Below are 19,078 nucleotides of genomic sequence, written 5' to 3' on the forward strand. Positions count from 1 at the left end.
ATATTACTATATTTTACATTCATTAAGTACAAAACTGCTAAAAAAGATAATAACCCATTTTACGTTAACCCAATTTAATTTCTAAATGCACCATTCACACCGTTATATGCCCGTTTAAGAAAAAAATACCCCAAATTGTGTTAACGAATATATCCCCATTATCATTCAATGATGTAGCTCCGGCAAAATTATGTATAGTTATCGTTCGCCAAAATCCCCTATTTCGGTCGGTATAAACTTATCTTATTTATCAAGACCTTTGAGTGAAAAAAATGGCTTTTTAGGATACTTCAGCTCATAATAAGATCAGCGGAAGAGATTCTTAAATAATTATTTCAACAACTTAACTAAACGTTTATGCAACTAAACCTACGCAAGTCCTTTGCCCTTTTTGGGGTGATGGTTTTTTATGTATTAGTCGCTGCAGCACAAGAGAGGGTTGTGAGCGGAAAAGTTACTGACGCAAAAGACGGGTCAGGATTACCCGGTGTGAACGTACTGCTAAAAGGTACAACCACCGGTGCGGTATCGGATATTGACGGAAATTACTCTTTGGATATCCCATCTTCGGCGGGTACATTAATATTCTCATCCATTGGCTACATTACCCAGGAAATTGAAATCGGCAATCAGACAACGATCGATATTGCCATGGAGTTGGATGTAACCCAACTTTCTGAAGTTGTGGTAACAGCCATAGGTATTGAAAGAGACAGCAGATCACTGGGTTATCATGTACAGGAGATAAACTCGGAGGCTATTGAAAACCGGGCCACTCCCGATGTGGTGAGATCTTTAAATGGTAAAATTGCCGGTGTTCAGATTACCGGTTCAAACGGTGCGCCGGGTTCTTCTACCAATATTATCATTCGTGGCAACAGCACTACCAGAAATAACCAACCTTTGTTTGTGGTAGACGGAGTGCCTTATGACAATTCGCTGGACCAAAATGATAACACACTGGTACAGGGTGCCACGGTTTCAAACCGGGTAGTGGATCTCGATCCGAATAATATTGAGTCCGTTACCGTGTTAAAAGGTGGTGCAGCCGCAGCCCTTTACGGCTCCAGAGCGGCTAATGGTGCTATTATCGTTACTACAAAAACGGGTAGCAGCCAGGCCGGAACAGCCAAAGGGCTTGAAGTTTCGCTCACCTCTGGTTATACTGTGCAGGAGGTTTCCAAATTACCGGACTTACAAAATACCTATGGTCAGGGCGCTGACGGTATCTTTAATAACGGTTTTTTCGGTACCTGGGGGCCGGCTTTTGACTCTGAGGTCAACGAGGTTACGGATCACCTTGGGAACAGGGTCCCTTACCAGGCTTACCCGGATAACGTGGCAGATTTTTATGAAACCGGGGCATTGATAGAAAATTCAGTACTGATACGTACCGGAAACGAAGACTACTCCTTTTCTGCAAGTTATGCCAGAACTGACAATGAAGGTATATTTCCTAATTCGGACTACAGTAAAAACGTCTTTTCTGCAGGAGGAAGTGTAAAACTTACCAACGGTTTTACGGCCTCCGGAAATTTGACCTATACAAATTCTGAGCAGGTCGGTATACAAGCCGGCGGTGGCGGTGTGGCCGATGGTTCTGTGCACAGGGTGTTATGGTTTGTACCGAGAAGTTACGACCTCACAGGATATCCGTTCATCGATCCTAATACCCTGGAGAATAGCTATTACAGAAACGGTGTATTGAATCCCTATTGGGTAACCAATGAAAATCCTTTCTTCAGTGATTTGAACCGGGTTAACGGATTTTTGAAATTAAGTTATGAGATAACCGAATGGCTGACTGCCAGCTATCAGATTGGATTTAATACCTACAACGATAGACGAAAAACAGTTTATGCGGTTGGTAACCCGGTCGATCCTTTGGGACGAATTGTTGCGGATGATATCACATTTACAGAATATGAATCAAATTTTTTGTTAACATTCGCCAAGGAGCTGAACCAGGATTTTAATCTACGGGCCATCGTTGGTCACAATATCAACAGTCGCTCCGGTGAGCATCAGCAAATATTAGGATCCGGAATTATCGTGCCCAGGATTTACCAACTGGACAATACCAATAATTTGTTGAAAGGAGAATTCCCTTTGGGAGGTGATGAATTTCAAAGAAGGCTTTGGGGTGTTTTTGCTGATGTGCAATTGTCCTATCAAAACAAAGCCTATCTTAATTTTACCGGAAGGAATGACTGGTCTTCCACACTTCCCAGCGATAACCAAAGCTTTTTTTACCCTTCTGTAAGTGGCTCGGTCATGGTGTCTGAGTTTATTGACATGCCTTCTCAATACATATCTTTTGCTAAGGTAAGGGCTGCCTGGGCGAGGGTAGGAAACGATGCCAGTCCCTTTTCTTTGGTGACAATATTCAGAGGTAATGAAAACATCGGTACGGGTGCCTTGGATGGCTTGAACTGGCCATTCGGAGAGGTAAGTAGCATAACAGTGGGTAACACAGAAGGAAATCCGGACTTAAAACCGGAATTTACCAATGAAATAGAATTGGGGTTAGATTTAGGCTTTTGGAATGACAGAATTAATTTGAGTGTTACCTGGTACAAAAGGAATACCACTGATCTGATTACCAATGTAACCCTTCCCGCCACAAGCGGATTTTTAGGCCGGTTCATCAATGCCGGAGAAATTGAAAACAGGGGCTGGGAGCTGACGTTGGATGCAACACCGGTACAGTTAGGAAATGGATTTAACTGGAATATATTAGCCAATTTTACGCGAAACAGAAACGAGGTTATTTCACTGGCACAGGATCAGGAACAGATTGACTTGCCAGGTTCCAGGTTTTTCTCACGGGGACAGGTACTGAGAGTAGGCGAACCTTATGGACTGATAGAAGGCAGGGCCCTGTTAAGGGATGATGAAGGCAACCTTTTGATTAACCAAGACGAAGGATTACCTATCGGTGATCCAAATGTTTCTATCCTTGGAGATCCTAATCCGGACTTTTTATTAGGGGTTACCAATACTTTCACCTACAAAGGCCTGAGCCTGGGATTCCTGGTGGATGCCAGGGTTGGTGGTGATATGTTCATAGGCACCATTCGGAGTATGAGGGCCAGAGGTGTATTGGATGAAACAGGGGAAGATAGAAACCGGTCTTTCCTGGTTCCGGGTGTTTTAGCCGACGACAACCTTCAGCCGCTATTGGATGAGTCGGGTCAAAAGGTACCTAACAATATTTATGTAGATGCCAATAGCTATTTTTTCCAGGGACCAGTTGGGTTTGGAGACAACTCCGATGAGCCAGGTATATTTGATGTAACTACCATTCGATTAAGAGAATTGTCATTAAGTTACAATTTCCCGAAAAGTTTATTTGAAAATACACCCATCGGTAGTGCACGGATTAGTTTTATAGGCAGGAATTTATGGTTTACAACCCCCAACCTGCCCGACGGCGCGGGTGTCGATCCGGAAGCCAGTGGGTTATCGGCGGCCAATCAAAATGCGTTGATTGTCAACTATATTCCTACTACTAAAAGTTACGGAGTGAACCTTAACGTAACCTTCTAATCAATAAAATGACGATTTACATGAAAACGTTAAAATATATAAAAATCAGCGCTTTGATGGTGGCGGTGTTACTAGCTACTAGCTGTAATGATGATTTTTTGGATGTCAATGATGATCCGAATTTTCCGGCAGATGCCACTTCTGATTTCCTCTTACCTGCCGCACAGGCGCAATATACTTTTGCTTTTGCCGGTGTAATCAGCAGGATCACGTCGACACTTACCAAACAAATCGTAAATACCAGGTATCATCGATGGGATATTGGCCGTACCGATATAGGTAATTCATGGAGATTTGACCTTTTTGGCGGGGCATTGAAGGACTTAGAGACTATTATTGAAAAGGAAACCGCCGCTGAAAACTGGGAATATGTTGCTGTGTCGAAGTTACAGAAAGCTTACATTTTTAGTGTGATGACGGACTTGTGGGGAGACTTGCCCTTTACGGAGTTCGGTCAAGAAACATTTCCAGTGTATCAGGATGATGCGGAGGTGTATTCTTTGGTACTTGATTTAATCGATGAAGCAATTGCTGATTTTGACAGGGAGGGGCAGAATGTAATTACACCGGATGATGTGGATTTGATTTATGGCGGCGATGTTGATATGTGGAAAAAAATGGGAAATTCCCTGAAGCTGAAACTTTATAATCAATCCAGAAAAGTAAATGAGGCTGAGTCCAGAACCCAGATTAATCAGTTAATAGCCCAGGGCAATCTGATTTCAGACCTGGATGAAAATTTTGAGTTTGTTTACAATGACTCCCAATCTCCTGAAAACCGTCATCCTAACTATGTCGCGGATTACGCCAGAGCCAGCAGGGAGAATCATATGTCTATTGATTTTAATACATTTTTGAGTAACCTGAACGATCCGAGACTTCCCTATTATCTGGAGAATCAGAATGACTCCGACAGTTTCGAAGGTTTGGTTAACGGATCGATCACCAATATAGGAAACGATGATCTCAGCCGGTCTGTTTGGGGAATATTCCCGGTCGGGGGAAGGTTTACAGAGGAGGTAGAAGATGGGGAAGAAGTTCCCGGTCCCGTTAACGGTGCTTCCGGTACAGGTGATGTGCCGTTCAGAATGATCACCAGTTATATGGTACAGTTCATCATCGCAGAGGCAGAGCTGATATTGAACAATAATCTGCCTGCCGCTGAAACAGCTTTTAGGTTGGCCATGGAAGAGGCTTTTGCCGAAGTAAATGCCCTGCCTGGTGCCCCGGAAATTGTAGATACGGTAGTAACATCATACATTGATGCACATGTTGTAGCTTTTGATACGGCCGCAACTAATGAAGAAAGGCTCGATGTCATCATTACCCAGAAGTATATCTCCCAATTTGGCAATGGTATGGAGTCTTTTACTGATTTCAGACGTACCGGTTATCCTTCGGCACAGCAGATCGATGAAATCGTCAATCCGCTTGGCGAAGGAGTGTTTCCAAGAAGATTACCCTATGATGTAGATGAATTTCAGGGCCCTAACCCCCCTGATGAAGAAATCTTGTTGCAAACGCCGGTATTTTGGGATGTTAATTAACAATGTCAAATTCAATGAAAATGAACACAACAAAAAAAATATATTACGTCGTAACCATGATCACCTTGTTGATAGTGGTTACAAGTTGCGATGATGAAGAGCTGTTTAAAACAGTTGTGACTGAAGAGCCTGATGTGACCTTCAATTTTTATGATTCTGAAGGCAACCCATCCGAACGCGGCAGCAATTCGTGGAGAATAGAAAACCCCATACTGACTGATGAAAATGCCACTGATGCCGACATCAACTTTACATTCATTAGCGAATTCATATTACCCGAAGGAATTACTATTGACAGTGTAACGGTACAATATCAGGCAGATTTTATCTTCGACAGTGGAGGATCGCTTCCCCGGGGTTGGTTTTCCTGGGAAACTGTATTGCCTGCCGATGATCGCCTGGACGGAAACAGGCTGACCTATACCTTTAACATAGCAGAACTAAATGCAGGTTACCCGGATGTGTTTTTTCCTCTTTTGACCCTAGGTGCCCCTTTTGGAATCGTCAAAGATACCAATAACGCCCGTGTACAAATATTTTTGTCAGATGGCAGGGATCTTATTTCCACCAAAATAATCTTTTGGTACCCTATTGTACCCGGTGATCCTGAATAAAATAGTATACTAATATTCATTTCATGCCAAAATTCCGTTCCTGATTCTGATATGGAACGGGGTTTTGGCTTTTTTTGAAAACTTTACTTGTTGTTTTCCCTCCATCAGTGGCTACTTACCGGTTTACTACTGCCGCTACTTATAGAGTTCAGTAGTACATTAATGAACATGTTTGTATCATTACCGGACATAAAAAATAGATTTATAGCATTTAAATATATGATTATCAATTACTTAATGTTTCGGCATATAAATTGAAAATTTGAGTTCGCAAATTAAAAATGTGAACCATGAAGATTACTGCCATTCTTAGAGCCGGCTTATTCGCACCCTTATTCCTTAGTTTTATGTTGGGTTTTTCTTCTGCTAACGCCCAGGAAATCAGAAAGCTAACATTGGAAGAATGCATCGACATTGCTTTGAACAATAACATTAGTGTACAAAGGGCCAGAAATGATGCCCTGATGGCCTCTTCCAACAAAAAACAGGCCTTGCTTAATTTTTTACCTTCATTGCAGGCCAGGGCAAATTATAACAACCGAACAGGAACCTTCTGGGATGAGAATGCGGCAAGACAAGTCAGTGATGTGACAAGCACTTCATCCCCTAATATAAATGCCGGTCTACTGATATTTAATGGACTCAGAAATCATCACAACAAAAAACAAAGGAATAATGAATACAATGCTTCAAATTATGCCGTGGAAGGAACCAAACAAACGGTCAAAACGAATGTAATCGCCTTTTACCTGAACCTGGCTGCGGATAAGGAAAATATAAAAATTTCAGAAGGACGGCTAGCGCTTTTGACACGACAACTGGAACGGGAAGAAAAGCGGGAACAAGCAGGCGTGGGACAAATTGAGGAAGTTTATAACCTAAGATCTCAGGTAGCCAATGAAAAACTGAATCTGGTGACCCTCAAGAATACCTATGAAAGGGATAGGTTATTGCTCATTCAGGCTTTACAACTGGAAAACGTACAGAATATAGACATTTCTGATTTGGAGATTTCCGATCAGGAGATTGAACAACAGATAGAATCTTACCAAAATGTTATCGACAAGGTGATGGTCACTTCACCGGATTTGAAAAGTGCCAGTTACAGTCTGGAGGCCTCAAAAAATGCATTGAATGTCGCCCGGGCTGACCGTTATCCTACGATCACGGTATTTGGTGAAATAGGCTCCAGCTATTCATCCAATGGTGCTAGAAATCCGGCAACCGGAGAGTTGGATCCCGATGCCGGTTTAATGGATCAACTTGAATTTAACGAATATGAAGGCGCTTTTTTTTCTCTTAATATTCCCCTATTTAACAGGGGCTTAACCAATAATAATATCCAAATTGCCAAAATTAACATGGTCAATGCCAAGTTGGATCTTAAACAGGCCGAGTTAGACCTTACCAACGCAGTACAACAGGCTTATCTTGATCTGATTAATGCCAAAGGCACCTATGACGCAGCCAAAGAAAACCTGATTGCATTGGAACAGTCGTTTAAATTCATGGCGTCCAGATATAATGCAGGAAATTCGGATTTTTATGCTTACCTGGAAAGCCTTAATAACAAAAACAGAGCAGAAATGGAGCTGAACAATGCCAGGTACAGTATTGCTTTGAGAAAAAAGATTCTGAATATTCTGCAAGGTTTGGAGTAAGGCAACAATAAGCCATACATCCGATTATATCCAGGCTGTTTAACAATGAAAACTTTCCTGACCGTTAAACGGTCGCGAATGACTCTGGCATGTTTATGAGCAAAATCCCAATTTGCGCTGCTGTCATTTATTCAAAGGGATCGTGAAATTCAGGTGCCTTATTGCACTGATTGTAGTTGGCCCGGAAATGCCTCCGTATTGCCTAAAAGTGTGCAAGCTTAAAGATGTCCATGGTTTTCTGTCCGATTAAAATTACCTTGTTGTTTATTAACAAAACACTTTTATATGTTTTATCGGTTTTCAGGGAGATGGTTCTTTCTTGCAGACTGTACAAATGGATAAAATGGATGGCATCCCCTGACAAATAATACAATTCATCTTTGAGAAAGTTAAAATAGCTTAATCCTGTCAATGGCAACTTTTTGACATAATTCCCAAAATTGTCAAATACCAGTATTCCACCATTGGCATCATTGATGAAAACCTGTTGCTGATAGGCCTTCATAAAATTCAGATCGTTGTCTTCTGCCAGGATAAAGTTGTTTAAAGAGGCATTAATCAATACCTGGTTGGTGGTATTGTCAAATTTGATCAGGTTTAAGTTTTCATTATCTACTAACCAAAGGTTGTTATCTTCGGCAAGGGTCAGGAGCGAAGAGAAGCCTACGTCCTCACCGCTAATCCGGTAATATGGCGAAGTGTTTAGAAACCTGTCAAGCAGTATATATTCCTGAAAGTCTGCATAAAAAACAAGGATTCTGAGTACCGGCCATGCCTCTATTAACGTGACAATACCGGGTTTATCCGGTGAGTAGGTATTTATCACATTTCCATTATCATCATATTGGGTGATATCTCCTTTATCATTGGCCAGGTAGATATATCCGTTTCTGTCTTTTGATATGGCGGTGGGATTGGACAGGGCAATACTTTTATGCCATTGCAGCAAAGATGATTGGCCTGATACGTTCAAAATAACGAGGCAGATTAATGCAAAGAAGCTCCATATTTTAATCCTGGGGGTCTTCAAAAGTTTTCAATTTTAAATGAATACCATCAAAAGCGGCATAGGTAAAATGATTTAACCATTCGCCGAGGTTAATGTACCGGCTATTATGGCTAACTTCCAAATCCAACGGCAGGTGACGGTGACCGAATATGTAAAAGTCATGGTGTTTAAGTTTTTCCTGCTCGCGGCTATACCGGAGTAACCATTCATCCTCTCCCAGGTAAACATCCTGTTTTTTGTTGTTGGTGATACGGCTTTTTCTTGACCAATAATTGGCAACTCCAATGCCAAAATTAGGGTGAAGTCTTGCAAATGCCCATTGGCAAAGCTTATTTTCAAAGATTTTTTTCAGGATTTTATAAGTAAAATCTCCTGGCCCTAACCCGTCTCCATGCCCTATAAAAAAGTTTTTGCCGTTAATACTGAACGACTGCGGCTTACGGATTACAGGTATACCCAGTTCTGTGGGAAAATAGTCGAAAAGCCACATGTCATGATTTCCTGTAAAGAAAGTGATCGGAATACCTGCGTCCCTGATTTCTGCCAGCTTACCCTGAAACCTGATAAAACCTTTGGGGATGGCCTGTTTGTATTCGAACCAAAAGTCAAACATATCTCCCAGCAAATAAATGGCATGGGCGTTATGTTTAATGCTGTCGAGCCAACTCACCACTTTTTTTTCTGTGCGGCGGCGCTGCTCTTGGGAACCGGCCCCCAAATGAAAATCCGAAGCAAAGTATACTTTTTTGTCCGGTGGAAGATGCTCAATGGAAGGGATCATGTAGTCAGCTATAGCAAGTGAAAGTGGCCTTGATAAATTTTCCTAAAATAAAAAAAGACCAGGAAAAGAAAAATTTCCTGATCTTCCCTAGCCGGAATACTGCCGGTCATTCAGAGCCTTCTTTCTTAGAACTGATGGCATTTTCTTCAGAAGAGGTATCCTCGTTATTCGACGAGACTTTCTCCTGGTTACCGGGATTGTCTGTAACTTCCTTTTCTTTAACATCCTTGATGCTTTCCTCGTCTACACCGTTGGACTTTTCCTTTTTGGTGAAAGCCTCATACGTGGTTTCCCTGGCAAATGGTCTTTTTCCAATAAGCCTTTCAAGGTCACTCTGGAATATGATTTCCTTATCCAAAAGCTCTTTCGCTACAATTTCCAGTTCCTCCACTTTTTCATTGAGCAACTTTTTGGTCCTTTCATACACCATAGAGATTAAGTTCCTGACTTCTTCGTCAATGGTTTCTGCAGTGGCTTCGGAATAAGGTTTATTGAAGCTGTAGTCATTTTGTTTGGAGTCGTAGAAAGAAATATTGCCCAGTTTATCATTCATACCATATACGGTGACGATGCTGTAGGCCATTTTGGTGACCCTTTCAAGATCACTCAGGGCGCCAGTGGATATTTTACCAAAAATAATTTCTTCTGCGGCCCTTCCGCCCAGCGTCATGCACATCTCATCCATCAACTGCTCCGTTTGATACAAAAATTGCTCTTTTGGCAGATATTGGGCATAACCCAACGCTGCTACACCCCTGGGAACTATACTCACTTTTACCAAAGGATCTGCATGTTCCAAAAACCAACCGGCTACCGCATGGCCAGCTTCGTGATAAGCAACAATTTTTTTCTCTTCCGGAGAAATGATTTTGTTTTTCTTTTCAAGTCCACCGATGACCCTGTCGATGGCATCCTGAAAATCCTCCATGTCAACCTGTTTTTTGTTTTTTCTTGCCGCAATCAAGGCGGCCTCGTTACAGACGTTTGCGATTTCTGCCCCTGCAAAACCAGGTGTTTGAGCGGCGAGCTTTTTAGGATCCAGGTCCTTTGCCAGTTTTATGGGTTTTAAATGAACTTTAAAAATAGCTTCTCTTCCTACAATATCGGGTTTGTCAATGCTGATCTGCCTGTCGAACCTTCCGGGACGCAGCAAGGCGGGATCAAGTACGTCAGGACGGTTGGTCGCTGCGAGTATGATCACCCCGGAGTCTGTGGAAAAACCATCCATTTCTACCAGCAATGAGTTAAGTGTATTTTCCCGCTCGTCATTTGAACCAGGCACCTGGCCCCTGCCCCGGGATCTTCCGATCGCGTCCACCTCGTCAATAAATACGATGCACGGGGCCTTTTCTTTCGCTTGCTTGAACAGGTCTCTCACTCTTGCAGCACCTACGCCTACAAACATTTCTACAAAGTCTGAACCCGACAGGCTGAAAAATGGTACCGCGGCTTCTCCGGCCACTGCTTTAGCCAGCAAAGTCTTTCCTGTACCGGGAGGGCCTACCAGCAGCGCCCCTTTTGGTATCTTACCCCCTAACTTGGTGAATTTAGAAGGGGTTTTGAGGAACTCTACAATTTCTTTAACTTCTTCTTTGGCTTCATCCAATCCTGCAACATTGTCAAAGGTAATCTTCACCTTGTTTTCAGCATCAAACAATGCTGCCCTGGACTTACCGATATTAAATATTTGACCACCCGGACCGCCGGAACCGGTCATTCTTCTCATCAGAAACCAGAATCCAAACAATATTAGAAACAGTATACCCCAACTGGCAAAGAACTGCCAGAAGTCCTGCCGGTCTTCTATGGCATAGTTGATACGCTCTTCTTCAGGAAGCGTTGCCATAAATTCTTCCCATTTTTCATCGAATTTGTCAGGGGTGGTTATTTTAAAGTAATAATGAGGTCCTTCAGACAATGGAAAATAACTGTTGTTGTCCACTTCACGGTATCGCTCACTTTTAAGGGCTTCTTCCTTCAGTACAATTTCAACTTTATCCTGATTTTTGATGAGTACCACAGTCTTCACATCCCCCTGCTCCATCATCTTTTTAAAGTCGCTGAAGAATATCTTCTCCGCACTGTTTTTATTCAAATAGGTTATTCCAAAGATCAGAGCAATCAGGGTTACTATAATCCAAACCTGATAATTTTGCCTTTGAGGATTCTTAGGAATAATATTTTTCTTTTTTTGGTTATCCGCCATTACAACTTATTTCAGATCTATATTAACTAAATATCTAACGATTTACGACGCACATGGTTCGATGCCGCCCCTGGCTAAGGGGTTATATGATTGACTACCGCATCACCCCACAAATCTTCCAAACTATAAAACTCTCTAATCTCTTTTTTAAAAATATGGGCTACCACGTCTACAAAGTCTATCAAAATCCATTCCTTGTTTTGATACCCTTCTTTGTGCCATGGTTCTTGTTGAAGGTTTTTGTAAACAAGCTCTTCCACCGAATCGGAAATAGAATCAACTTGCGTATCTGAATTGCCCGTGCAGATCACGAAATAAGAAGCCACTGCATTTTTTACCCCATTTAAGTCCAAAACAACTACATTTTCTGCTTTTTTCTCTCTCATCCCCTCAACCACTATTTCGCATAACTTTGTTGAACTCATATAAATTTTTCTTTCTTCCTTCCCTTACTTATATTGCCCACAAATCTACTAAAAAATACTTGCATAAAATTCTAACTGACACATTATTTATTGGCAAAAGGGTAATTTATATGCCAAAATGTCATTCAACCAATGACATAGCTACCGAAACTGCTGAAAAAGATGACTGCCTGGACGGGACTTTGGTCATAACCGATCGGCAGACAAAAGGCAGAGGCCAGCGCGGCAATCAATGGGAGTCCGAACCCAATAAAAACCTTACTTTTTCGGTAATTCTCAAGCCGGGATTTCTAACACTCGATCACCAGTTTTTTCTCAATATTTTTACCTCCCTCGCATTGATTGACACGCTTGTGTCCTATGTCCATACCGGGCTTAAGATTAAGTGGCCTAACGACATTTATTATAAAAACATGAAATTGGGTGGCATTCTCATTGAAAATACCGTAAAAGGATCTTACCTGCATGCCACCGTGATTGGTGTGGGACTAAATATCAACCAGGTGGATTTTAACCATGAAAATGCCATCTCCCTGGCCGGTATTTGCGAACGCTTTTTTGATTTGCAGACATTGCTCGGTGAGCTGGTAATGAATATGGAAAAAAGGTATTTCCAGTTAAAAACAGAAAAATTCCAGGCCTTGCGAAGTGCGTATGTCGAGCGCCTCTTTTGGTACAATCAACTGAAGTGGTTTAAAACGGACAGGAAATTTCAAGCTAAGATTGTCGGGGTTGACGATCTTGGCAGGTTGCAATTGATGGAGAACTTTCGCATACACTCCTATGATTTGAAAGAGGTCACCTATCTGATTAACACAGACCAGGATCCGGGGGGGTATTCTTAAAATGAACCTTACCCCGGCTTCAGTGTTTAATAAGCTATACGATAAGCCATAAGTTTGAAGAATTCCCTGAATTAAATTAAATTTGCGAAAAAAGTAAAAAGAAATGATTGAAACCGATTTAAAGTATAAAGTAAAGGATATTTCCCTGGCCGAATGGGGTCGAAAAGAAATTGAACTGGCCGAAGCAGAAATGCCTGGGCTGATGTCTTTGAGGGAAGAATTTGGTAGCTCAAAGCCATTAAAAGGTGCTCGTATTGCCGGATGTCTGCATATGACCATTCAAACTGCGGTGCTGATTGAAACCCTGGTTGAACTGGGTGCGGAAGTGAGCTGGTCGTCCTGCAACATTTTCTCAACACAGGACCATGCGGCGGCAGCTATAGCCAAGGCCGGTATTCCGGTATATGCCTGGAAGGGTATGAACAATGAGGAATTCGACTGGTGTATTGAGCAAACGCTGTTCGCTTTTGAAGAGGGAAAACCTTTAAATATGATACTTGATGATGGCGGCGATCTTACCAACATGGTTTTGGACCAATATGGTGAACTGGTAAGCGGTATACAAGGTTTGTCAGAAGAGACTACTACCGGTGTGCACCGTCTTCAGCAAAGGGAAGAGCATGGACTGCTGCCACTACCGGCTATTAACGTGAATGATTCGGTTACAAAATCAAAATTCGATAATAAATACGGCTGTAAAGAGTCATTGGTAGATGCCATTAGACGGGCTACCGATGTGATGATGGCCGGCAAGGTCGCTGTGGTTGCAGGTTACGGTGATGTCGGAAAAGGCTCAGCAGCTTCTCTGAGAGGGGCAGGGGCCAGGGTCATTGTAACAGAGATAGACCCTATCTGTGCACTGCAGGCCGCCATGGATGGGTTTGAGGTTAAAAAAATGGACAATGCCGTTGAGGAAGTCGACATTGTTGTTACCGCTACAGGCAATAAGGATATTGTCGCAGGCAGACATTTCACAAAAATGAAAGATAAAACCATCGTTTGCAATATCGGTCATTTCGATAATGAAATCGATGTTAATTGGTTAAATGAAAATGCTGTGAAAGATGAAATCAAACCCCAGGTCGACAAATATACGTTGTCAAATGGGAATGACATTATTCTTTTGGCTGAAGGAAGGTTGGTAAACCTCGGTTGTGCTACCGGTCATCCCTCGTTTGTGATGTCGAATTCCTTTACCAATCAAACGCTGGCACAGATCGAACTTTGGGCTAACTCAGATAAATATGAAAATAAAGTTTATACCCTGCCTAAACACCTCGATGAAAAAGTAGCCAGACTTCACCTGGCCAAGATAGGCGTAGAACTGGATGAGATGACCCAGGAACAGGCTGATTATATTGGCGTCAAAAAAGAAGGGCCTTACAAACCCGAATATTACAGATACTAATTAGATTCGATTTATATGACAAAAGCCTCTGAATGAGGCTTTTTTTTGTAACTTAGCCTTGCTAATCATGTATTTTTTAAGATGTCACTCATTGAAAAAATAACCTATTTTGTGCTATTGGCAGTAATTGTAGTAGGTATCTATCTTGACTATAACAACCAGGAATTTTTGACTAATGCCTATGCAAAGGAGGACGGTATATTGGAAAACACCACCGCATTAATGCTATTTGCGGATGGGATATTGATGTTTTACAGGTTTCTGAAGCTAGGCAGAAAAAAAAACGGGTGGTTTAAACTCACTACCCTGGGTATTGCCCTCGCCTTTTTATTTGGTGCCGGTGAGGAAATCTCATGGGGACAAAGAATATTCAGTGTAGAGTCTTCGACCTTTTTCCTTGAAAATAATGTTCAGAGCGAAACTAATTTTCACAACCTGGAAGTAGGTGGTGTAAAACTTAACAAGCTCATATTCGGTCAAATACTGACTGCCTTCATACTAATATATCTGATTGTTTTTCCCATTCTTTATAAGAGATGGAATACCTTTAAACTATTGATAAATAAATTCGCCATTCCCCTTCCCCAGGTACATCATGCTGTGGCATATCTTACCTGTTTGGCTTTGCTGCTTTTTATGTCATCAGGAAAAAAATGGGAAATTCAGGAACTGGCATTAAGTTTAATCTTCTTTTTCATACTCTGGAAGCCCCGGAATAATATTTATGAGATAAAAAGGGAAATCAATTCATAGTTATTTAACCGGTGCTGCCAGGATTGAATTCCGAAATTATTGATTTTACATAATGATTAGATAAATATCTGTCTTGGAGAAGACAAACCGATTACTTTTTTGGATTTTCCAGGCCAAAAATGGAACGTTGTGAGGTAATTATCGTCCTGTAGGAAAAACCTAATTTAATTAAACCAATGTTGTCGCCTATTTCAGGTTTATATCCCGTAACAGGTAATTCCTAACTATCATTTAATTTTTGGATCATGGCAGATATGAGAATTCAAGATTATTCCAAAAAGCAAAAAGAAGAGGTTTTTGAGCAAGAATTTTTACCTCATATCAATTCAATGTATAATTTTGCCTACAGGCTTACCTTTGAGGAAGACGATGCCAAGGACCTGGTACAGGATACTTATTTGAAAGCTTTCAGGTTCATAGATTCCTTTGAAAGAGGAACTAATGCAAAAGCCTGGTTGTTTCGAATACTGAAAAACAGTTTTATCAATGACTTCAGAAAAAAGAGTAAGCAACCGGCAAAGGTCGATTACAACGAGGTGGAGTCTTATTATAATTCTGAGGATGTAGATGAAACCATTACTACCGATCTGAGAGTAGAAACGGTGCAACATATGATTGGTGATGAGGTAACCAATGCCTTAAACGCTCTGGATGTCGATTTTAGAACGGTGATTATCTTGTGTGATCTGGAAGGATTTACCTATGAGGAAATGGCCAAAATACTGAATATTCCTATTGGGACAGTGCGGTCCAGACTTCACAGAGCAAGAAATTTGCTGAAAGATCGGTTAAAGCTTTATGCCAATACGATGGGATATAAATAATTAAAATAGGTTAAGATATATGGTTAAATTTTCCGGAGCGTGGCTTAAGAGCAGGTTAAAGTTCTTAAAAAACATGCATTGCCCAGACCAGGCAAATTGTTTTAAGATTTTGCAACTAATGCTTGACAATGAAGCAGATGAAGCACAAAAAGCGCAATTTGAATGGCAAATAAAAAATTGCATGCCATGTTATAAAATGTATCGTTTGGATGCAGCCATAAAAGAAGTTCTGCAAACTAAAATTGAAGTGAAATCTGTACCTGACGATCTGGTAGATACTATTAAACTAAAAATTAAAAACGCTGTTTAATTTGCATGGCTAAAGGTAAGGTTATTATTTTTTCAGCCCCTTCAGGTTCAGGAAAAACCACCATCGTACAACATTTAGTAAAAAGGAACCCCTGCCTGGGTTTTTCTATTTCCGCATGTACCAGGGATAAAAGGGGAAGAACGGAGGAAAACGGAAAAGATTATTATTTTCTAAGTCCTGAGGAATTCAAAAATAAAATTGACAAAGATGAATTTGTCGAATGGGAAGAAGTGTATCCCGGAAATTTTTATGGCACACTTAAATCAGAGGTACAAAGAATCTGGGATGAGGGAAAACATGTTGTTTTCGATGTGGATGTAAAAGGCGGTATAAACCTGAAAAAGTATTTTAAAGAAAGGGCACTTGCGGTCTTTGTGAAAGTCCCCTCCCTGGAAATTCTTAAACACAGACTGAATGACAGAAAAACAGATTCGGAGAGTAGTATATCCCAAAGACTGTTTAAAGCCAAATTTGAGATGACCTTTGAAAGTGAATTTGACGTTACCTTATTAAATGAGGATCTCCGGGAATCCTGCGAAGAGGCACAAAGGCTCGTGATGAATTTTATTAATGAAAAATAATTTATTTATTTAGGGAACCTCAAAGGTTAACCGAACATGAAGATTGGACTTTTCTTTGGGTCTTTTAATCCCGTTCATACCGGCCATATGATCATTGCCAATATCATGGCCGAACACACTGACCTGCAGCAGGTTTGGTTTGTAGTATCTCCCCAAAACCCGCTCAAGAGCAGCAAGTCACTACTCCATGAGCATGATCGTTATGCTATGGTAGAGCAGGCCATCATCGATAATTACCGTTTGAGGGTCTCAGACATCGAATTCCGTATGCCCAGACCCAGTTATACCATCGATACTTTAGCCTATCTTACAGATAAATATCCTGATCATGATTTTAAGTTGATAATTGGTGAAGACAATCTAAAAAGCTTTCCAAGGTGGAAAAACCATCAGGTTATACTGGATGCGTATGGCCTGTATATTTATCCCCGGCCAGGATCAGTATCTTCCGAAATCAGTCATCACCCCAATGTTAAATGGGTGGAGGCCCCGCTATTGGATATCTCAGCTACTTTTATAAGACGTTGCCTGAAGGCTAATAAGTCGATCAAATACCTGGTGCCTGAGCCGGTGGAAGTATTTATTAAATCAAAAAAGCTGTTTGTCTGATTTTAAATGGTCATGATGTCTTCTTCTTTTTTGTTTAACAGCTCCTCTATTTTATGTGTATAGTTATCCGTTAGTTTTTGGACTTCACCCTCGGCTTTTTTAATGAGATCTTCGGAAGCGCCTTCCTTTTGCAGTTTTTTGAGGTGGTCGTTTGCATCTTTACGGGCGTTGCGGATGCTTATTTTACCGTTTTCAGCCTCGTTTCGGGCATGTTTTACCAGTATCTTCCTCCTGTCCTCAGTCAGAGGGGGTATGTTAATACGAATTAATTCACCATCATTTTGAGGATTCAGGCCCAGGTCACTGTTGATAATGGACCTTTCAATTTCCGGGATCATATTTTTTTCCCAGGGTTTGACAACAATGGTTCTGGCATCAGGCGTATTGATAGAAGCGACCTGACCGATAGGGGTCGATGCTCCGTAATAGTCTACCCTTAGGTCATCTAACATATTGGGCATCGCTTTACCTGCCCTTAACTTTTGAAGTTCAATCCTTGTATGATCGATAGACTTCTCCATTAATTCTTTGGCATGGTCTAAGTAAAATTGAATATCCTCTTCCATGATTGTAAAATTTTAATTAATTAAAGTTCCAGCCTCCCTTCCCTGAACTATATTTAATAAATTTCCATTTTTGTTCATGTCAAATACAATGATCGGCAACTTGTTTTCCTGACAAAGCGTAAAGGCAGTCATGTCCATGATGTTTAACCCCTTCTCATAAGCTTCCTGAAAGGTTAAGGTCGAGTATCTGATAGCGTCCGGATCTTTTTCAGGATCGGCCGAATATACACCATCTACTCTTGTCCCTTTTAACACCACATCTGCATTGATTTCAATGGCCCTTAAACTGGCTGCAGAGTCGGTAGTAAAATAAGGATTTCCTGTCCCGGCCCCGAATATTACAATCCGGCCCTTTTCCAGGTGTCTTACCGCCCTTCTCTTAATGAATGGCTCACACACCTGCTCCATGTTAATACCTGACATTAACCTGGTAAATAAGCCTGCTTTTTCCAAGGCACTTTGCAGCGCCATACCATTTATCACAGTTGCCAACATGCCCATATAATCACCCTGCACTCTGTCAATGCCTGATTCTTCGGCCTGTACACCCCTGAATATATTACCCCCTCCTATAACAATCGCAATTTCAATACCTAATTCTCTGGTGGCTTTGATTTCGTGTGTGTATTGTTCTAATCTTTTTGGGTCGATGCCGAATTGCTGGTTGCCCATCAATGCCTCGCCACTGAGTTTAAGTAATATGCGCTTGTACATTATCAAATTTTCTGTCCCGGCAAATATACTTGCTTTAATATAATATTAAAATAAAATACATCAACTGTTTCCAACGCTTAAAACTGAACAAGAAGGCTGTTCTTGTCAACACTTTCGCCAATGCCCACATTAATTTTTTTTACCACACCTTCTCCTGGTGATTTGATAATGTTTTCCATTTTCATGGCTTCGAGAATCATGATAGCCTCGCCTTTTTTGACCTCCTGACCTTCTTCAATATTAATGTTCAAAATTAAACCTGGCATTGGTGCCCTGATTTCCTGTAGTTGCCTGGAACTGTTTTTTGACATCCCCAATCGCTCCAGCAGTAAATCAAAACGGTCTTTTACCTTTAATTGGAATTTATGCCCATTGATTTTAAGTGATACCTGCTTACTTTCACTATCTATATGAACCACTTCGGCGGTATAGGATTGATTGTCTCTGATGATATGAAAATAGTGCTTCCTGATTTTTACAAGATCCCACTCAAATGGCTGATCATCTACCAATATTGAGTTATCTCCCGATTTAATGGTGAAAATTCCGTCACTTTTTTTAGATTCGGGGCTTTTAATAATGTTTACCTGGTACATACGGTTTATTTAAAAGCGTAAATATAGTTTAAATTGTGACAAATTATTTTAAACTTTAATAGGATTTACCGGATTGGTGA

Annotated in this window: 18 protein-coding genes; 11 read left to right on the forward strand and 7 right to left on the reverse strand. The window is 41.1% G+C overall.

Translation table 11 applies throughout. The features are described 5' to 3' along the window. Window positions 1-357 precede the first annotated feature (357 nt). The 4 genes from AC04NP_RS03510 to AC04NP_RS03525 all read left to right on the forward strand — a co-directional run bounded on the left by AC04NP_RS03510 (window position 358) and on the right by AC04NP_RS03525 (window position 7,371). A complete protein-coding gene (locus tag AC04NP_RS03510; protein WP_482858025.1) occupies window positions 358-3,549 on the forward strand; it encodes a SusC/RagA family TonB-linked outer membrane protein in 3,192 nt (1,063 codons plus the stop codon). Window positions 3,550-3,569: 20 nt separating this feature from the next. After that, window positions 3,570-5,096, forward strand: a complete 1,527-nt coding sequence (locus AC04NP_RS03515; RefSeq protein WP_482858026.1) for a SusD/RagB family nutrient-binding outer membrane lipoprotein — start codon at window positions 3,570-3,572, stop codon at window positions 5,094-5,096. Window positions 5,097-5,116: 20 nt separating this feature from the next. After that, a complete protein-coding gene (locus AC04NP_RS03520; protein ID WP_482858027.1) occupies window positions 5,117-5,710 on the forward strand; it encodes a hypothetical protein in 594 nt (197 codons plus the stop codon). A gap of 290 nt (window positions 5,711-6,000) precedes the next feature. Then, window positions 6,001-7,371: a TolC family protein gene (locus AC04NP_RS03525; RefSeq protein ID WP_482858028.1), complete on the forward strand. Its 1,371-nt coding sequence runs from the start codon at window positions 6,001-6,003 to the stop codon at window positions 7,369-7,371. 202 nt (window positions 7,372-7,573) lie between these two features. Here the strand turns inward: AC04NP_RS03525 and AC04NP_RS03530 are convergent, their stop codons facing one another. From AC04NP_RS03530 to rsfS, 4 genes are all read right to left on the reverse strand, one after another. Further along, the gene (locus AC04NP_RS03530; protein WP_482858030.1) at window positions 7,574-8,401 is read right to left on the reverse strand and encodes an NHL repeat-containing protein; all 828 of its coding nucleotides are present in this window, start codon (window positions 8,399-8,401) and stop codon (window positions 7,574-7,576) included. Next, window positions 8,382-9,161, reverse strand: coding sequence for a UDP-2,3-diacylglucosamine diphosphatase (locus AC04NP_RS03535; RefSeq protein WP_482858034.1), 780 nt, complete (start codon window positions 9,159-9,161; stop codon window positions 8,382-8,384). The genes AC04NP_RS03530 and AC04NP_RS03535 overlap by 20 nt, the downstream gene beginning before the upstream one ends. A gap of 106 nt (window positions 9,162-9,267) precedes the next feature. Continuing rightward, a complete protein-coding gene (gene ftsH, locus AC04NP_RS03540; protein WP_482858037.1) occupies window positions 9,268-11,367 on the reverse strand; it encodes an ATP-dependent zinc metalloprotease FtsH in 2,100 nt (699 codons plus the stop codon). A 74-nt stretch (window positions 11,368-11,441) separates the two neighbouring features. After that, window positions 11,442-11,792 (reverse strand): ribosome silencing factor, encoded by a 351-nt coding sequence (gene rsfS, locus AC04NP_RS03545; RefSeq protein ID WP_482858039.1) that lies wholly within the window; start codon window positions 11,790-11,792, stop codon window positions 11,442-11,444. Between the two features lie 110 nt (window positions 11,793-11,902). Between rsfS and AC04NP_RS03550 the strand changes: the two genes are divergently transcribed. The 7 genes from AC04NP_RS03550 (at window position 11,903) to nadD (ending at window position 17,122) form a co-directional block, all read left to right on the forward strand. Next, the gene (locus AC04NP_RS03550; protein WP_482858041.1) at window positions 11,903-12,637 is read left to right on the forward strand and encodes a biotin--[acetyl-CoA-carboxylase] ligase; all 735 of its coding nucleotides are present in this window, start codon (window positions 11,903-11,905) and stop codon (window positions 12,635-12,637) included. A 103-nt stretch (window positions 12,638-12,740) separates the two neighbouring features. Then, window positions 12,741-14,045, forward strand: coding sequence for an adenosylhomocysteinase (ahcY, locus tag AC04NP_RS03555; protein WP_482858042.1), 1,305 nt, complete (start codon window positions 12,741-12,743; stop codon window positions 14,043-14,045). An 81-nt stretch (window positions 14,046-14,126) separates the two neighbouring features. Beyond that, window positions 14,127-14,798, forward strand: coding sequence for a hypothetical protein (locus tag AC04NP_RS03560; protein ID WP_482858045.1), 672 nt, complete (start codon window positions 14,127-14,129; stop codon window positions 14,796-14,798). Between the two features lie 245 nt (window positions 14,799-15,043). Further along, on the forward strand, window positions 15,044-15,622 hold the full coding sequence (locus AC04NP_RS03565; protein ID WP_482858046.1) for a sigma-70 family RNA polymerase sigma factor: 579 nt from the start codon (window positions 15,044-15,046) through the stop codon (window positions 15,620-15,622). A gap of 19 nt (window positions 15,623-15,641) precedes the next feature. Continuing rightward, on the forward strand, window positions 15,642-15,932 hold the full coding sequence (locus tag AC04NP_RS03570; RefSeq protein ID WP_482858048.1) for an anti-sigma factor: 291 nt from the start codon (window positions 15,642-15,644) through the stop codon (window positions 15,930-15,932). Window positions 15,933-15,937: 5 nt separating this feature from the next. Beyond that, window positions 15,938-16,513, forward strand: coding sequence for a guanylate kinase (gene gmk, locus AC04NP_RS03575; RefSeq protein WP_482858049.1), 576 nt, complete (start codon window positions 15,938-15,940; stop codon window positions 16,511-16,513). 36 nt (window positions 16,514-16,549) lie between these two features. Continuing rightward, window positions 16,550-17,122: a nicotinate (nicotinamide) nucleotide adenylyltransferase gene (gene nadD / locus AC04NP_RS03580; RefSeq protein ID WP_482858051.1), complete on the forward strand. Its 573-nt coding sequence runs from the start codon at window positions 16,550-16,552 to the stop codon at window positions 17,120-17,122. A 2-nt stretch (window positions 17,123-17,124) separates the two neighbouring features. On the opposite strand, the gene frr is transcribed toward nadD, so the two are convergent. The 3 genes from frr to AC04NP_RS03595 all read right to left on the reverse strand — a co-directional run bounded on the left by frr (window position 17,125) and on the right by AC04NP_RS03595 (window position 18,998). Next, window positions 17,125-17,688, reverse strand: a complete 564-nt coding sequence (gene frr / locus AC04NP_RS03585) for a ribosome recycling factor (RefSeq protein ID WP_482858053.1) — start codon at window positions 17,686-17,688, stop codon at window positions 17,125-17,127. 12 nt (window positions 17,689-17,700) lie between these two features. Further along, entirely contained in the window at window positions 17,701-18,405 is a 705-nt protein-coding gene (gene pyrH, locus AC04NP_RS03590; protein ID WP_482858295.1) for a UMP kinase, read from the reverse strand. Between the two features lie 74 nt (window positions 18,406-18,479). Beyond that, the gene (locus AC04NP_RS03595) at window positions 18,480-18,998 is read right to left on the reverse strand and encodes an acyl-CoA carboxylase biotin carboxyl carrier protein subunit (RefSeq protein WP_482858055.1); all 519 of its coding nucleotides are present in this window, start codon (window positions 18,996-18,998) and stop codon (window positions 18,480-18,482) included. Between the last annotated feature and the right edge of the window lie 80 nt (window positions 18,999-19,078).

This window comes from Agaribacillus sp. DX54 (genome assembly GCF_056858335.1).

Bases quoted from the DNA above. Each gene is read 5' to 3' on its own strand.
- AC04NP_RS03510 (WP_482858025.1), top strand. From the start codon at position 358: ATGCAACTAAACCTACGCAAGTCCTTTGCCCTTTTTGGGGTGATGGTT.
- AC04NP_RS03515 (WP_482858026.1), top strand. From the start codon at position 3,570: ATGAAAACGTTAAAATATATAAAAATCAGCGCTTTGATGGTGGCGGTG.
- AC04NP_RS03520 (WP_482858027.1), top strand. From the start codon at position 5,117: ATGAACACAACAAAAAAAATATATTACGTCGTAACCATGATCACCTTG.
- AC04NP_RS03525 (WP_482858028.1), top strand. From the start codon at position 6,001: ATGAAGATTACTGCCATTCTTAGAGCCGGCTTATTCGCACCCTTATTC.
- AC04NP_RS03535 (WP_482858034.1), bottom strand. From the start codon at position 9,161: ATGATCCCTTCCATTGAGCATCTTCCACCGGACAAAAAAGTATACTTT.
- ftsH (WP_482858037.1), bottom strand. From the start codon at position 11,367: ATGGCGGATAACCAAAAAAAGAAAAATATTATTCCTAAGAATCCTCAA.
- rsfS (WP_482858039.1), bottom strand. From the start codon at position 11,792: ATGAGTTCAACAAAGTTATGCGAAATAGTGGTTGAGGGGATGAGAGAG.
- AC04NP_RS03550 (WP_482858041.1), top strand. From the start codon at position 11,903: ATGCCAAAATGTCATTCAACCAATGACATAGCTACCGAAACTGCTGAA.
- ahcY (WP_482858042.1), top strand. From the start codon at position 12,741: ATGATTGAAACCGATTTAAAGTATAAAGTAAAGGATATTTCCCTGGCC.
- AC04NP_RS03560 (WP_482858045.1), top strand. From the start codon at position 14,127: ATGTCACTCATTGAAAAAATAACCTATTTTGTGCTATTGGCAGTAATT.
- AC04NP_RS03565 (WP_482858046.1), top strand. From the start codon at position 15,044: ATGGCAGATATGAGAATTCAAGATTATTCCAAAAAGCAAAAAGAAGAG.
- AC04NP_RS03570 (WP_482858048.1), top strand. From the start codon at position 15,642: ATGGTTAAATTTTCCGGAGCGTGGCTTAAGAGCAGGTTAAAGTTCTTA.
- gmk (WP_482858049.1), top strand. From the start codon at position 15,938: ATGGCTAAAGGTAAGGTTATTATTTTTTCAGCCCCTTCAGGTTCAGGA.
- nadD (WP_482858051.1), top strand. From the start codon at position 16,550: ATGAAGATTGGACTTTTCTTTGGGTCTTTTAATCCCGTTCATACCGGC.
- frr (WP_482858053.1), bottom strand. From the start codon at position 17,688: ATGGAAGAGGATATTCAATTTTACTTAGACCATGCCAAAGAATTAATG.
- AC04NP_RS03595 (WP_482858055.1), bottom strand. From the start codon at position 18,998: ATGTACCAGGTAAACATTATTAAAAGCCCCGAATCTAAAAAAAGTGAC.